At 71.5% G+C, this 13,868-nt stretch carries 12 protein-coding genes and 2 pseudogenes; 8 read left to right on the top strand and 6 right to left on the bottom strand.

The features are described from left to right. Window positions 1-264 precede the first annotated feature (264 nt). Window positions 265-321: pseudogene (locus AC6F7H_RS16535) on the bottom strand (hypothetical protein); the annotation flags it as partial. A gap of 669 nt (window positions 322-990) precedes the next feature. Here AC6F7H_RS16535 and AC6F7H_RS16530 point away from each other — a divergent pair. Then, on the top strand, window positions 991-2,652 hold the full coding sequence (locus AC6F7H_RS16530) for a penicillin-binding transpeptidase domain-containing protein (RefSeq protein ID WP_500757726.1): 1,662 nt from the start codon (window positions 991-993) through the stop codon (window positions 2,650-2,652). 155 nt (window positions 2,653-2,807) lie between these two features. After that, complete coding sequence (locus AC6F7H_RS16525; protein ID WP_500757725.1) at window positions 2,808-4,478, top strand: penicillin-binding transpeptidase domain-containing protein; 1,671 nt, start codon at window positions 2,808-2,810, stop codon at window positions 4,476-4,478. Between the two features lie 54 nt (window positions 4,479-4,532). On the opposite strand, the gene AC6F7H_RS16520 is transcribed toward AC6F7H_RS16525, so the two are convergent. Further along, window positions 4,533-4,898, bottom strand: coding sequence for an SsgA family sporulation/cell division regulator (locus AC6F7H_RS16520; RefSeq protein WP_500757724.1), 366 nt, complete (start codon window positions 4,896-4,898; stop codon window positions 4,533-4,535). Window positions 4,899-5,066: 168 nt separating this feature from the next. Here AC6F7H_RS16520 and AC6F7H_RS16515 point away from each other — a divergent pair, with 168 nt between their 5' ends. The 6 genes from AC6F7H_RS16515 to AC6F7H_RS16490 all read left to right on the top strand — a co-directional run bounded on the left by AC6F7H_RS16515 (window position 5,067) and on the right by AC6F7H_RS16490 (window position 10,070). Continuing rightward, window positions 5,067-6,185 carry an energy-coupling factor ABC transporter permease gene (locus AC6F7H_RS16515; protein WP_500757723.1) on the top strand — a complete coding sequence of 373 codons (1,119 nt, stop codon included), beginning with the start codon at window positions 5,067-5,069 and terminating at the stop codon, window positions 6,183-6,185. Between the two features lie 15 nt (window positions 6,186-6,200). Beyond that, window positions 6,201-6,962 carry a cobalt ECF transporter T component CbiQ gene (gene cbiQ, locus AC6F7H_RS16510; protein WP_500757722.1) on the top strand — a complete coding sequence of 254 codons (762 nt, stop codon included), beginning with the start codon at window positions 6,201-6,203 and terminating at the stop codon, window positions 6,960-6,962. An 11-nt stretch (window positions 6,963-6,973) separates the two neighbouring features. Then, a complete protein-coding gene (locus AC6F7H_RS16505; RefSeq protein WP_500757721.1) occupies window positions 6,974-7,762 on the top strand; it encodes an energy-coupling factor ABC transporter ATP-binding protein in 789 nt (262 codons plus the stop codon). 10 nt (window positions 7,763-7,772) lie between these two features. Next, window positions 7,773-8,234, top strand: coding sequence for a MarR family winged helix-turn-helix transcriptional regulator (locus tag AC6F7H_RS16500; protein WP_500757720.1), 462 nt, complete (start codon window positions 7,773-7,775; stop codon window positions 8,232-8,234). Between the two features lie 119 nt (window positions 8,235-8,353). Continuing rightward, the gene (locus AC6F7H_RS16495; protein WP_500757719.1) at window positions 8,354-8,809 is read left to right on the top strand and encodes an organic hydroperoxide resistance protein; all 456 of its coding nucleotides are present in this window, start codon (window positions 8,354-8,356) and stop codon (window positions 8,807-8,809) included. A gap of 91 nt (window positions 8,810-8,900) precedes the next feature. Beyond that, window positions 8,901-10,070, top strand: a complete 1,170-nt coding sequence (locus AC6F7H_RS16490; protein ID WP_500761870.1) for a serine hydrolase domain-containing protein — start codon at window positions 8,901-8,903, stop codon at window positions 10,068-10,070. 1 nt (window position 10,071) lies between these two features. Here the strand turns inward: AC6F7H_RS16490 and AC6F7H_RS16485 are convergent, their stop codons facing one another. The 4 genes and pseudogenes from AC6F7H_RS16485 to AC6F7H_RS16470 form a co-directional block, all read right to left on the bottom strand. Then, entirely contained in the window at window positions 10,072-10,356 is a 285-nt protein-coding gene (locus AC6F7H_RS16485; RefSeq protein ID WP_500757718.1) for a DUF1876 domain-containing protein, read from the bottom strand. A gap of 83 nt (window positions 10,357-10,439) precedes the next feature. Further along, window positions 10,440-10,672, bottom strand: a pseudogene (locus AC6F7H_RS16480) (EamA family transporter); the annotation flags it as partial. 119 nt (window positions 10,673-10,791) lie between these two features. After that, the gene (locus AC6F7H_RS16475; RefSeq protein ID WP_500757717.1) at window positions 10,792-13,014 is read right to left on the bottom strand and encodes an MMPL family transporter; all 2,223 of its coding nucleotides are present in this window, start codon (window positions 13,012-13,014) and stop codon (window positions 10,792-10,794) included. Window positions 13,015-13,136: 122 nt separating this feature from the next. Beyond that, window positions 13,137-13,736 carry a TetR/AcrR family transcriptional regulator gene (locus AC6F7H_RS16470; protein WP_500757716.1) on the bottom strand — a complete coding sequence of 200 codons (600 nt, stop codon included), beginning with the start codon at window positions 13,734-13,736 and terminating at the stop codon, window positions 13,137-13,139. Window positions 13,737-13,868 lie beyond the last annotated feature (132 nt).

Here is a 13,868-nt window from a genome sequence, read left to right as displayed (position 1 = left end):
CAGCGCGGTGATCCGTGCAGGGTCCGCCTGGCCGTTCAGCTCGGCCACGAGATTGTCAGGACACAACTCGTATAGATCCCCCCACCATCGACGCCCTCGGTTGTCCCAGACTCGGTATCCACCTGGCACACCCCGGGCTACGTAGCGTCTGGGGCGGGTGCTGGGCGGCACCCGCAGCTTCTCGTACGGCGTGAACCCGGAGGCCGCCCGCGTGTCGCGCGCCCGCTTCCGGAACGCGACATGGGGCTTGTCCGTCAGCCGGGAGGCGAGTTCGATGCCGAGGTCGTCGAAACCGCCGTCGTTGAGGCGCAGATCGAGCACGAGGCCGTGCCAGCCGTCCTGTTCCTCGAGATCGCGGACGGGCAGCCGGGCGGCTCCTCGAGCCGGTTCATGCGGATGTGTCCGGCCGACCCCGGTTCCCGCACGGCCAGTCGGCCTCCCTGCCTGCGGACGACCAGCTCGACCTCACCGTCCTCACCGAAGGACGTCGCATCGCCGTCGCGGCCCACCGGTACCGACGAGTCCCCGCCGAGGCAGCTCGCCGCTGTCCGGTCGTAGGAGGTGAGCCGCGTCCTCCCCGCACCGTCCCGGGCGATGTCGAAGACGTAGCCGTACCCGGCGCTCTGCCATGTCCCTTCGATCGCCGCGGTCCGGTCGCCAGGGGCGCGGTCCGGACCCGAGCAAGCGGTCAGCACCGCGGCGATCCCCACCCGCAGCCGTCGTCTCCGCGCCATGATCGTGAACGTACCGCAAGAACCCCGAACAACCCGAACAAAAGGGCCGTCCCCGGTCGCCGGAGGGTGTCGAGCCGGGCGGGCCGGAGAAGGTGGGAGTCGGCCTTCGGGCCCCCCTGACCACCCGTCTCCGTTCGGACAACAATCGGAAACAGCCGTCCCGGTCGTCACTCCTTGTGCGTAGAGTGCTCACTCGCCGAACGTCCTGAACACGTTCAGAAGGCGTGGGGGGTCCGGCGGGGAGGGGAAAAGCCCGATGGGCAAGGGGGTCAAGGCCACCGTCATCGGTGGTGTGTTCACCGTCATGGTGATCGGGGCCGGGTACGGGGTCTACAACATCGTGTCGGCGGTGAACGACGGCGGGGGAGGCGGCGGTTCGGACGCGGCCGTGACCAAGAAGTCCGGGCCGCCGGACGAGGAGGAGGTCACGAAGGCGAGCGGGGCGTTCTTCGCGGCCTGGGAGAAGGCGCAGGCGGAGCAGGCCGCGTCGTACACGAACGACGCCGGGGAGGCGGGCCCGTTACTGGCTGCCTACGGCGAGGACGCCCACCTGACCGACGTCGAGATCACGCCGGGCACGGCCACCGGCACCACCGTGCCGTTCCGGGTGAAGGCGACCGTCTCCTACGGCGGGAAGTCCGAACCGCTCAGCTACAAGAGCGAGTTGACCGTCGTGCGCGGGGAGACCACCGGGCGCGCGCTGGTCGACTGGCAGCCGTCCGTCGTCCACCCGGATCTGAAGGACGGCGACACCCTGGTCACCGGGGAGGCGGCGCAGCCGCCGATCGAGGCCCTGGGCCGGGACGGCACGGTGCTCACCGAGGAGGAGTACCCCTCCCTCGGCCCGATCCTGGACACCCTGCGCGAGAAGTACGGCGACGAGGCGGGCGGCACCCCCGGCGTCGAGCTGGTGATCCGGCACGCCGACGGGACCGCGGACGGCAGCGCGGGCGAGGGCGCCGGCGACACGACGCTGCTGACCCTCGCCAAGGGCAAACCCGGCCAACTGCGTACGACGCTCAGCGCGGGGGTGCAGGCCGCGGCCGAGAAGGCGGTGAAGGAGTTCGCCGAGTCGTCGGTGGCGGCGGTGCGGCCGAGCACCGGCGAGGTGCTGGCGGTCGCCAACCACCGCGAGGACGGGTTCAACGCGGCGTTCCAGGGCCGGGTCGCCCCCGGTTCCACCATGAAGATCGTCACCGCGGCCATGCTCATCGACAACGGCGTGGCCTCGATGAACGGCCCGGCGCCCTGCCCTCCCACCGCCACCTGGCAGAGCCAGACGTTCAAGAACCTCACCGACATGGAGCCGAACGACAACGCCACCCTCGCCAACAGCTTCCTGCGTTCCTGCAACACCGCCTTCATCAAGCTCATCGACGAGAAGCCGCTCACGGACGCCTCACTCACCCAGGAGGCCCAGGAGCGGTTCGGGCTGGGCCGGGACGACTGGAAGACCGGCATCGTCTCCTTCGACGGCAGTGTTCCCGCCGTCGCGGGTCCGGACCGTGCCGCCGGCGCCATCGGCCAGGGCCAGGTGCAGATGAACCCGCTGAACATGGCGTCGGTGACGGCGACCGCGATCACCGGTGCCTTCCGCCAGCCGTACCTGGTCTCCCCGGAGCTCGACGGCCGGCAGCTGGCGCAGGCGAAGGGCCTTCCGGCGGGCACCGCCGCCCAGTTGAAGCAGATGATGCGGCTCACCGCCACCCAGGGCACCGCCCAGGAGGCCATGGCCGGGCTCGGCGGCGACATCGGCGCGAAGACCGGTTCCGCCGAGGTCGACGGCAACGCCACCTCCGACAGTTGGTTCACCGGTTTCCGGGGCGACGTCGCGGCGGCGGCCATGACCCAGCAGGGCGGCCACGGCGGGGACGCGGCCGGTCCGATTGTCGCAGCCGTGCTACGAGCGGGTGGCTGAGGGCGACGCGCGGGAGGGGGGACTCTAGGCTGGTGGCCGTCGTTGGCATGTGAGCGCCATGGCGGGTGAGAGCCATGGCGGATGAGCGCCACGAGGGCAGCGTGCGGGCATCGGGGGAGCCCGGCGGACTTTTTCTGCGGAGGATCGGACAAGCAGTGGGCAACAGGAAGCGCGTCGCCGAGCGACGGAAGACCCCGCCCGCCGTGCTCGGCGGGGTGATCGCCGTCGTCGTCGGCGGTGCCGGGCTCGGCGCCTACGCGCTGTTCGGGGGTGGGGGCGGGGACGACACCCGGACCTCCTCCACCCAGCAGGCCAAGGAGGCCAGGACCGGCCCGTTGTCCCCCGCCGAGGTCACCGCCGCGGCCGACCGTTTCCTCACCGCCTGGCAGCAGGGCAAGGTGAGCGAGGCCGCCGAGGCCACCGACGACCCGGAGGCGGCCACCGCCCTGCTCACCGGCTACACCAAGGACGCCCGCGTCGAGGACGTCACCCTCACCGCCGGCGCCCGCACCGGCGACAAGGTCCCGTTCTCCGTCAAGGGCACGGTGGCGTACGGGGACTTCACCGAGCCGCTCGCCTACGACAGCGCGCTGACCGTCGTGCGCCGGGACGGGGACGGCGAACCGCAGGTCGCGTGGGCGCCCTCCGTCGTGCACCCCGACCTCAAGGACGGCGACAGGCTGGTCACCGGGGAGGCGGGTACCCCGCCGGTCAAGGCGCTGGACCGGGACGGCGGCGAACTGACCACCGCCACCTACCCGTCCATCGGGCTGATACTGGACGGGCTGCGCGAGAAGTACGGCAAGACGGCGGGCGGCGAGGCCGGCATCGAACTGCGCGTGGTCCGCGGCAAGGAGTCCAAGAAGGCGGAGGCCTCCGACAAGACCGTGCTGGAGCTGAGCAAGGGCACCCCCGGCACGGTGCGGACCACGCTGGATCCGGCCCTCCAGGCCGCGGCCGAGGAGCAGGTGGCCAAGAAGGCCAAGTCGTCGGTGGTGGTGCTGCGGGCGTCGACCGGTGAGATCCTCGCCGCCGCGAACGCCTCGCGCGGCTTCAACACCGCGTTCCAGGGTTCGCTGGCCCCCGGCTCGACGATGAAGGTGCTCACCGCCTCGATGCTGATCGAGAAGGGCCTCGCGTCCATCGACGAGAAGCACCCGTGCCCGAAGTACTTCAGCTACGGCGGCTGGAAGTTCCAGAACCTCGACAAGTTCGACATCAAGGGCGGAACGTTCCAGGACAGTTTCGGCGCCTCCTGTAACACCGCCTTCATCAGCCAGGCGCCCGAGTTGGCGGACGACGACCTGACCAAGCACGCGCAGCAGGTCTTCGGGCTCGCGAAGAACGACTGGCAGGTCGGGGTGTCCTCCTTCGACGGCGCGGTGCCGGTGCAGAAGGACGCCCCCATGGCGGCTTCCCTGATCGGTCAGGGCGGGGTGCGGATGAACCCGCTGAACATGGCGTCGGTGTCGGCGACCGTCAAGGCGGGCGTGTTCCACCAGCCGTACCTGGTGTCGCCGGAGGTGGACAACCGCGAGCTGGCCACCGCCTCGCGCACCATGTCGCCAAAAACGCTGTCGCAGTTGCGGGAGTTGATGTCGTACACGGCGACCAGCGGCACGGCGGCGACGGCGATGGCCGGGGTGAGCGGTGACAAGGGCGCGAAGACCGGGTCGGCCGAGGTCGACGGTCAGAAGAAGCCCAACGGCTGGTTCACCGCGTACCGCGGGGACCTGGCGGCGGCGGGCGTCGTGCAGTCGGCCGGCCACGGCGGCAAGACGGCGGGCCCGATCGTGGCGAGCCTGCTGAAGCTCGGCGGCGGCTGACCCGGGCGTGGGCGGCGGTTCACCCACCGCCGCCCGTCAGCGCGGTCAGCGCGGTCAGCGCGAAACCGGTTCGGCGGCCGCCACGTACGTGCGCCGCAGGAACCGCGTCAGGGCCTTCGTCTCGAACTGCACCACCGACACCCCCTGCGCGAAGTGGAACTCCACGACGGTCTGCACCCGGCCGCACGGCCACACCTGCACGCCGCCACTTCCCACGGGGGTGCGCAGCCCTTGTTCGAGCAGCGCACGGGGGACGGGCCACTCGCGATTCCCGGGGCCGGGCATCCGCACCGTCACGGTGCGGGGGTCGTCCTCGGCGTCGTAGCACAGCGTCACGGGCACCGCCTCGTGGTCCGCGGCCTGCGGAGCGTCCGCGTCCGTGACGATCTGCGCGCGTGCGTACTGCTCGACTGCGTTCATGGGTGGCCCCTCACGGTGCTCTACCTGTACGAAAGCCGCATACCCGCTCGTACTTACAATGTCGCACACATTCCGGAATCCCACTCTCCGTGCGGGCTCGGTCACGGATACGTCAAGGCCACCCCCTCGCTCTTGCGAGTGAATTGCAAGAGCGCGCATCATCGAACAGTGCATGTCCCTGACGGATTCATCAACGCCCCCGTGTCCGCCACCACCGCCGTGGTCGCCGCCGGCGCCGTGGCCATGAGCCTGCGCGGCGCGCGCCGCGAACTCGGGGACGAGCGGGCGGCACCGCTGGCGGGGCTGGTGGCGGCGTTCATCTTCGCCGTGCAGATGCTGAACTTCCCGGTCGCGGGAGGCACCAGCGGCCATCTGCTCGGCGGTGCGCTGGCCGCGATACTCGTGGGCCCCTGTACGGGGGTGCTGTGTGTCTCGGTCGTCCTGCTGATGCAGGCCGTCCTCTTCGCCGACGGCGGCCTGAGCGCGCTCGGCGTGAACATCACCTGCATGGCGCTCGTCACGACGGTCGTCGCGTACGCGCTGTTCCGCGGACTGGTGAAGGTGCTGCCGCGCACCCGCCGGTCGGTGACCGCGGCGTCCTTCGTCGCCGCCCTGGTCTCGGTCCCGGCCTCCGCGCTCGCCTTCACCCTGATCTACGCGATCGGCGGCACCACGGACGTCGCGATCGGCAAGGTCGCCACCGCCATGGTGGGCGTCCACCTCCTGATCGGCCTCGGGGAGGCCGTGATCACGGCCCTGACCGTCGGTGCCGTCCTCGCCGTCCGCCCGGACCTGGTGTACGGGGCGCGCGGACTGGGGCAAAGGCTCAAGCTGCGGGTGAACGGCGAGCTGGTCGACGCCCCGGAGCCCGAACCATCCGCCGCCCCGGCCACCGCCCGGTCCCCGCGCGGGGTCTGGATCGCCGGCCTGGTCGCCTCGCTGGTCCTCGCCGGAGGCGTCAGCTTCTACGCCTCCGCCTATCCGGACGGACTGGAGAAGGTCGCCGCCGACCACGGCATCGACGAGAAGGCCGAGGAGCACGACGCCGCCGACTCCCCCCTCGCCGACTACGGCGTCAAGGACGTCGAGAACGCCCGGCTCTCCGGCGGCCTCGCGGGCGTGATCGGCGTCGGTGTCACGGTCGTCGCGGGAACCGGGGTCTTCTGGGTGGTCCGCAGGCGCCGCGCGGGCGACGGGACGGATGCGTCCTCACCGACGGACACGCACGCGAACACCGGCGCAAACAATGGCACAAACACCAGCACAAACAACGGCACGAGCGTCTGATCATGGGCGTCTGACATGGGCGGCGTCCACACCCACCGGCTGTACCGGCACGGACACTCCCCCGTGCACGCCCTGCCGCCGCACACCAAGCTCACCGCGGTCCTCGCCTTCGTGCTGATCGTGGTGGCCACCCCGCGCGAGGCCGTGTGGGCGTTCGGGGCGTACGCGGTACTGCTGGGCCTCGTCGCGTACGCGGCCCGGGTCCCGGCCGGGTTCGTCCTGGGGCGGCTGCTGATCGAGGTGCCGTTCGTCGCCTTCGCGGTGCTCATGCCGTTCGTGGCCGAGGGCGAGCGGATCGACGTCCTCGGACTGTCCCTGAGCGTGAACGGGCTGTGGGGTGCCTGGAACGTGCTGGCCAAGGGCACCCTGGGCGTCGCCGCCTCTGTCCTGCTGGCCGCCACGACCGAACTGCGCGAGCTGCTGCTGGGCCTGCAACGTCTGCGGCTCCCGCCGCTGCTGGTGCAGATCGCCTCGTTCATGATCCGCTACGGCGACGTGATCACCGACGAGATGCGGCGCATGCGGATCGCCCGTGAGTCGCGCGGCTTCGAGGCGCGCGGTGTCCGGCACTGGGGTGTACTGGCGAAGTCGGCGGGCGCGCTGTTCATCCGCTCCTACGAACGCGGCGAGCGGGTGCACCTGGCCATGCTCAGCCGCGGCTACTCCGGTGCGATGCCGCTCGTCGACGAGGTGGCCGTGGACCGGTCGCAGTGGTCCTACGCGCTGTCCCTCCCGGCCGCCGCCCTCGTCGTCTGCGTGCTGGGCCGGGTGTTGTGACGGGAGTCGTGATGAGTACTGGTACGGGTGCGTTGACGGCCTCCCTCGAGGTCTCCGGTCTCGCCTTCGCCTATCCGGACGGCCAACAGGCCCTGTTCGGCGTCGACTTCTCGATCGCGCGCGGCGAGCGGGTCGCGCTGCTCGGCCCCAACGGCGCCGGCAAGACGACCCTGGTACTGCACCTCAACGGCATCCTGTCCGGCGGCACCGGCACGGTCACCGTCGCCGGGCTGCCCGTCGGCAAGCGGCACATGGCCGAGATCCGGCGCCGGGTCGGCATCGTCTTCCAGGACCCGGACGACCAGCTGTTCATGCCGACCGTGCGGGAGGACGTGGCGTTCGGTCCGGCGGCGGCCGGGCTCAGGGGCCCGGAGCTGGAGGAACGGGTGGACCGGGCGCTGGCCCGGGTCGGCATGGCCGCCTTCAAGGACCGGCCCCCGCACCACCTCTCCTTCGGCCAGCGGCGACGGGTGGCCGTGGCGACGGTGCTGGCGACAGAGCCGGAGATCCTGGTCCTGGACGAGCCGTCCTCCAACCTGGACCCCGCCTCCCGCCGCGAACTCGCCGACGTGCTGCGCTCGCTGGACGTGACCGTCCTGATGGTCACCCACGATCTGCCGTACGCCCTGGAACTGTGCCCCCGCTCGCTGATCCTCAGCGACGGGGTGATCGCGGCGGACGGCCCCACCGCCGACCTGCTCGCCGACGACGCCCTGATGCGCGCGCACCGCCTGGAGCTGCCGTACGGCTTCGACCCCCGGTCGGTACCGGCCGTGTCGGGCGCGCCCGGCCGTCCGTGACAATGGGCGTGTGACGAACGAGGAGACCGAGGGCTCACTGCTGCTGGACGAGCAGTTGTGCTTCGCGCTGTACGCCGCCCAGCGCGCGGTGACGGCCGCGTACCGTCCGCTTCTCGACGAGCTCGGGCTGACCTACCCGCAGTATCTGGTGCTGCTGGTGCTGTGGGAGCGGGGGGAGACGACGGTCAAGGAGCTGGCGTCGGCCCTGCGCCTCGACTACGGCACGATGTCGCCGCTGCTGAAACGACTGGAGGGCGCGGGCCTGGTCCGCCGGGAGCGGGCGGCGCACGACGAGCGCTCAGTGCTGGTCGCGTGCACCGGGCGCGGGAAGGAGCTGCGGGAGCGGGCGGCGCGGGTGCCCGGCGCGCTGCTCACGACGACCGGGCTCACAGGTGCCGAGGTGGCAAGGCTGCGCGAGGAGCTGTGGCAGTTGGCCCGGAGGGCGGACGCGGCGGCGGAGCGGTCGGACTGACCACGCGCACCGACCACGCATTACCCGTAGTTACTCCCCCCTGGTGGCGGCAACTTACTACCCGCCAGTACCTTGTGCACGATGTATTTACGCACGCCTGATTCCGGGAAGGTCCAGCCATGACCGAGGGCACTGCTGTCACCGCCGCCGACACCCGTCCGACAAAGATCATGTACGTCGCCGAGGCCACCGCGCACGGCGGCCGGGACGGCTACGTCACCACCCAGGACGGTCGTCTGGACCTGAAGGTCGCGATGCCTCCCGCGCTGGGGGGCGACGGCAACGGCACCAACCCCGAGCAACTGTTCGCGGCCGGCTTCAGTTCCTGTTTCCACAACGCCCTGATCCTGGTGGGCAACCGGGCCGGCTACGACCTCACCGGCTCCACCGTCGCCGCGAAGGTCGGCATCGGCCCCAACAAGCAGCGCGGCTACGGGCTCGCGGTCGCCCTGAGCGTCTCCCTCCCGGTCCTGGACGCCGACCTCGCGGCCGGGCTGGTGGACGCGGCCCACTCGGTCTGCCCGTACTCCAACGCCACCCGCGGCAACATCGATGTGACGATCGTGCTGGGCTGACCCAGGCTCCCCCAAGGAATCACAGGCGGACGGCAGCGGTTGCACCCGCTGTCGCAGGCATGTGAAAAGGAAGGGGCCGACGGACGTGGGTGTGGATGTGCACGGCACAGTGACCGAGGGCTTCGAGCCGGTGCGGGAGGCGTTCGCCCGGAACTTCGAGACGCTCGGGGACCGGGGCGCGGCGGTCGCCGTCTACCGGGACGGGCGCCGGGTCGTCGACCTGTGGGCCGGCACCAAAGACGTAAACGGCACCGACGGCACCGAGCCCTGGCGGCGGGGCACGGCCCAGATCGTGCGCTCGGCGACCAAGGGCGTCGCCGCCGCCGTACCCCTGCTGCTGCACCAGTACGGCGAACTGGACCTGGACGCACCGGTCGGCCACTACTGGCCGGAGTTCAAGGCCCACGGCAAGGAGCGGGTGCTGGTCCGGCACCTGCTGAACCACCGGGCCGGACTCCCGTTCCTCGACCGCCCGCTCACCCCGGCGGAGGCGCTCGACCCGCTGCGGGGCGCCGAGGCGCTCGCCGCCCAGGCACCCGTGTGGGAGCCGGGCACCGACCACGGCTACCACGCCCTCACCTACGGCTGGCTGCTCGACGAACTGGTCCGGCGCGTGACGGGCCGGGGAGCCGGCCAGTGGATCGCGGACCGGATCGCCGCTCCGCTGGGGCTCGACTTCTGGCTGGGGCTGCCCGAGGCGGAGGCCGACCGGGTTGGGCGGGTCGGCCCGGTCGAGGGGCCCGAGCCGTCCGGCGCGCTGCGTGCCCGCCCCAAGCGCTCGGTCACCGCGGCCTACGCCGACCCCGCCTCCGTCACCCGCCGGGCCTTCGCCGCGATCAGCCCGTCCCCGGACCCGAACGACCCGGCGTTTCGCGCACTGGCCCAGCCCGCCGCCAACGGCATCACGACGGCGGACGGACTCGCCCGCTTCTACGCCTCACTGATCGGCCGGGTCGACGGCGTACGCCTCTTCGAGGCGGCCACCGTCGAACGCGCCCGCGCCGAGGAGTCGGCGGGCCCGGACCGCGTCCTGATCGTCGGCACCCGTTTCGGCCTCGGTTACATGCTGCACGGCAGCGCGTCGCCGTTCCTGGCCCCGGGCTCCTTCGGCCACCCCGGCCGCGGCGGCTCCCTGGGCTTCGCCGACCCGGAGTCGGGCATCGCCTTCGGCTACGTCACCAACGGTTTCCGCACCACGGTGACCTCCGACCCCCGCGCCCAGGCCCTGGTACGGGCGGTGCGCTCGGCCCTGGGCGGCTAGCTCATACGTGGATCGGGTGCGAGGTCCGGCCGGACACTTCGTCGATCTCGTTGTGCGCCTTGGTCAGCAGCTGCATCGCGAGTTCGTTCAACGCGCGTGCGCCGGCGACCTCCTCTCCGACCCTGGGCTGGTTCGCGTCGATGTGGTGCCGGCTCGCGTGCCCGTGGGCCCGTACCTCGGTCCCGTCGGGCAGCCTGAGCAGCGCCGCCGCGCGCGTGTGCTGGTCGTCCTCCATGAACTCCATCTCGACGTGCCACCCGACCGTGGTGCGCATCGTGCTCGTCATGACGGTCACCTCCGGAAGTCCTGCTTCCAGGGTGCCCCTCCCCCCGCCCGCTCGCACCCCATCACGCCCGGCCGCCGCCGCTGTCCGGCGCGCAGCATCAGTCCGATCCCGACGACCAGCAGCCCGGCCGCGGCGACGCGCGGAGCGCCGAAGCGCTCCCGGAAGAACAGCACCCCGATACCGGCTCCCACGATGACCGACGATTCCCGCAGGGTCGCGACCGGGGCGAGGGGGCGCGGGTCTGGGCCCACAGGACGAGGGCGTGCGCGGCGACGGAGAGGGCCGCGCCGAGCAGGCCGAGGGCCGTGTACGGGCGCGGCGGGCGCGGAACGAGGAAGCCGGTGAGGGCTCCCCGTCCCCACGGGGCCCTCACCGGCTGGTACTGGGGACCGCAGGAGCCGATGTCCTGCGGTCCGGTGCGGTCATCCGCCGCTGTCAGGCACGGACCAGTTCCCGGTCCTCGCCCTCCTTGTCGTTCCTGTCGTCCTGCGTGCGCAGGCCCTCGCCCTCGACGTCCACGTTGGGCAGGACGCGGTCCAGCCACTTCGGGAGCCACCAGGCCTTCTTGCCCAGCAGTGCCAGCACCGCCGGGACGATCGCCATGCGGACGACGAACGCGTCGAAGAGGACGGCGACGGCGAGGCCGAAGCCGATCATCTTGACCATCGCCTCGCTGGAGCCGATGAAGCCGGAGAAGACGGCCATCATGATCACCGCTGCGGCGGTCACGACCCGGGCGCTGTACCGGAAGCCGGTCACCACGGCCTGGCTGGGGTTCTCCCCGTGGACGAAGGCCTCCCGCATCCGGGTCACGAGGAACACCTCGTAGTCCATGGCCAGTCCGAAGACCACGCCGACCATGAAGATCGGCATCATCGACATGACCGGACCGGTCTCCTCCACGCCCATCAGTCCGGACAGCCAGCCCCACTGGAAGACCGCGACCACTGCGCCCAGGGCGGCCAGCACGGAGAGCAGGAAGCCGAGGGCCGCCTTCAGCGGGACCAGGATCGACCGGAAGACCACGATCAGCAGCAGGAACGCCAGCCCGACCACCAGGGTCAGATACGGCACCAGCGCGTCGTTGAGCTTCTGCGACACGTCGATGTTCATCGCCGTGGCACCGGTGACCAGGATGTCGGCGCCGGCGTCGGCCTTGACGTCCGCTCCGGCGTCCCGGATGTCGTGCACCAGGTCCTCGGTCGCCACGGAGGACGGTTTGGAGTCCGGGATGACGGTGATCGTGGCCGTGTCGCCGGCCTCGTTGGGTGCCGCCGGGGCCACCGTGACGACGCCGTCGAGGCCCTTGATGTCGTCGCCGGTCCGCTGGAAGACGGCCTGCGGGTCGTCGCTGTCCTTGGCGTCGACCACGACGACCAGCGGACCGTTGAAGCCGGGGCCGAAGCCCTCGGACAGCAGGTCGTAGGCGCGGCGCTGGGTGGTGGACGTCGGCTGCGAACCGTCGTCGGGCAGGCCCAGTTCCAAGGAGCCCGCCGGGACGGCGGCCGCACCGAGGCCGACGACGCCGAGCAGGAGGACGGCCACGGGACGGCGTACGACGAAGCTCGCCCAGCGGGTGCCCATGTTCGGGCGCTGCGCCTTGTCCGCACCCTTGCCGCGGCCGCCGCCGAGCAGCTTGCTCTTCTCGCCGGCCGGGCGGACCCTGCGGCCCGCGTAGCCGAGCAGCGCCGGGACCATGGTGAGCGCGATGAGGACGGCGATGGCGACGGTGCCCGCGGCGGCGATGCCCATCTTGGTCAGCATCGGGATGTTGACCACCGACAGGCCGACGAGGGCGATGACGACCGTGAGTCCGGCGAAGACGACCGCGGAGCCCGCGGTGCCGACGGCACGGCCCGCCGCCTCCTCGCGCTCCCTGCCCTCGGCCAGTTCGGCGCGGTAGCGGGAGACGATGAACAGCGCGTAGTCGATGCCGACGGCGAGGCCGATCATCGTGGCCAGGATGGATGTGGTGGAGCCGAGGTCCAGGGTGGCGGCCAGCGCGGAGATGCTCGCGACGCCGATGCCGACGCCGATGATCGCGGTGAGCAGCGGCAGGCCGGCCGCGATCAGCGAGCCGAAGGTGATGACCAGGACGACCGCGGCGACACCGATACCGATGATCTCGGCGGCGCCGGTCTCCGGGACGGCCTGCAGCGCGTCACCGCCGATCTCCACGGTCAGTCCGGTGTCACGGGCGTCCTCGGCGGTGGCCTCCAGGGCCTCGCGCGAGGAGTCCTCCAGTTCCATGCCGGAGACCTTGTAGCTCACCGACGCGTAGGCGACCGTGCCGTCCCGGCTGACGCCTCCGCCCTGGTACGGGTCGGTGACGAGGGCGACCTGGGAGTCGCCGGAGAGCTCCTTGACGGTCTTCTGGACGGTCGCCTTGTTGCCGGCGTCGGTCATCTTCTCGCCGGCGGGCGCCTTGAAGACGACGCGTGCGGTCGCTCCGTCGGCGCTGGCGCCGGGGAAGCGTTCTTCCAGCACGTCGAAGGCCTTCTGGGCCTCGGTGCCGGGGATGGAGAACGAGGTGTTGCCGGCCGCGGGAGCGCCGGCCGCGCCGACGCCGGCGAGGGCCAGCAGCGCCACCCAGAACAGGGCGGTGAAGTGTCGTCGCCTGAAGGCGAAGCGTCCGAGTCGATAGAGGAATGTGGCCACGAGGGAGTACTCCCGGTCAGGTCGTGGATTCTCAGGGCAGGGGGGTCCAGCCCGACGACGTGAGCGGTGGCGTCCGTCAGGTGGTGAGGGTGGTGATGGGGGGAGAGAGCCGACCGGGGCGGTCAGCGGGGGGACACGCCGAGGGCGGGGAGGACCACGGCGTCGACGTACGAGGTGAGGAAGTCCCGCGTGGGCGGCCGGTCGTCGATCAGCGTCCGCGTGACGAACGCGCCGACGAGCATGTGCACCATGTAGTCCAGCGCCGGGTTGTCCGGGCGGACCTCCCCGCGCTCGACCGCGCGCCGGACGATCCCCCGGAACTCGTCGACCTCGGGCTCCACGAACAGGTCTCTGAAGGCGCGCCGCAGGTCGTCGTTGGTGTGGACCGCCATGGCGAGCGCCCGCATCAGGGCGGCGTTCTGCTCCATGCCGCAGTCGTCCTCGCGGCCGATGAGACCGTGCAGGTCGCCCCGGAGGGAACCGGTGTCGATGTCACCGATGCTGCCCGGCTTCTGGTACCGCATGGCCCTCACCACCAGCTCGGCCTTGCCGCCCCACTGGCGGTAGAGGGTGGCCTTGCTGGACCGGGTGCGGGCGGCCACGGCGTCCATGGTGAGGGCGTCGTACCCGACCTCGCGAAGCAGGTCGAGCACGGCCGCGTAGATCTCGGCCTCGCGCTCCGGGGTGATCCGGCTGCGCCGCGCCGTCGCGGCCTCGGTCATCCCGCTCACCTCTTCTCGCTCCGGATCCCATCGCGCCGAACGACACGGTTTCGTACACGACGAATGTACCGCAGCCCCTAGAGGAACGAAACCGTTTCGTACGTGCGCTGGGTCACGTCGGGAGAGCCGCCG

This window comes from Streptomyces sp. MMS24-W38 (assembly GCF_059889265.1).
This window is presented reverse-complemented; position numbering and strand designations above follow the sequence as displayed.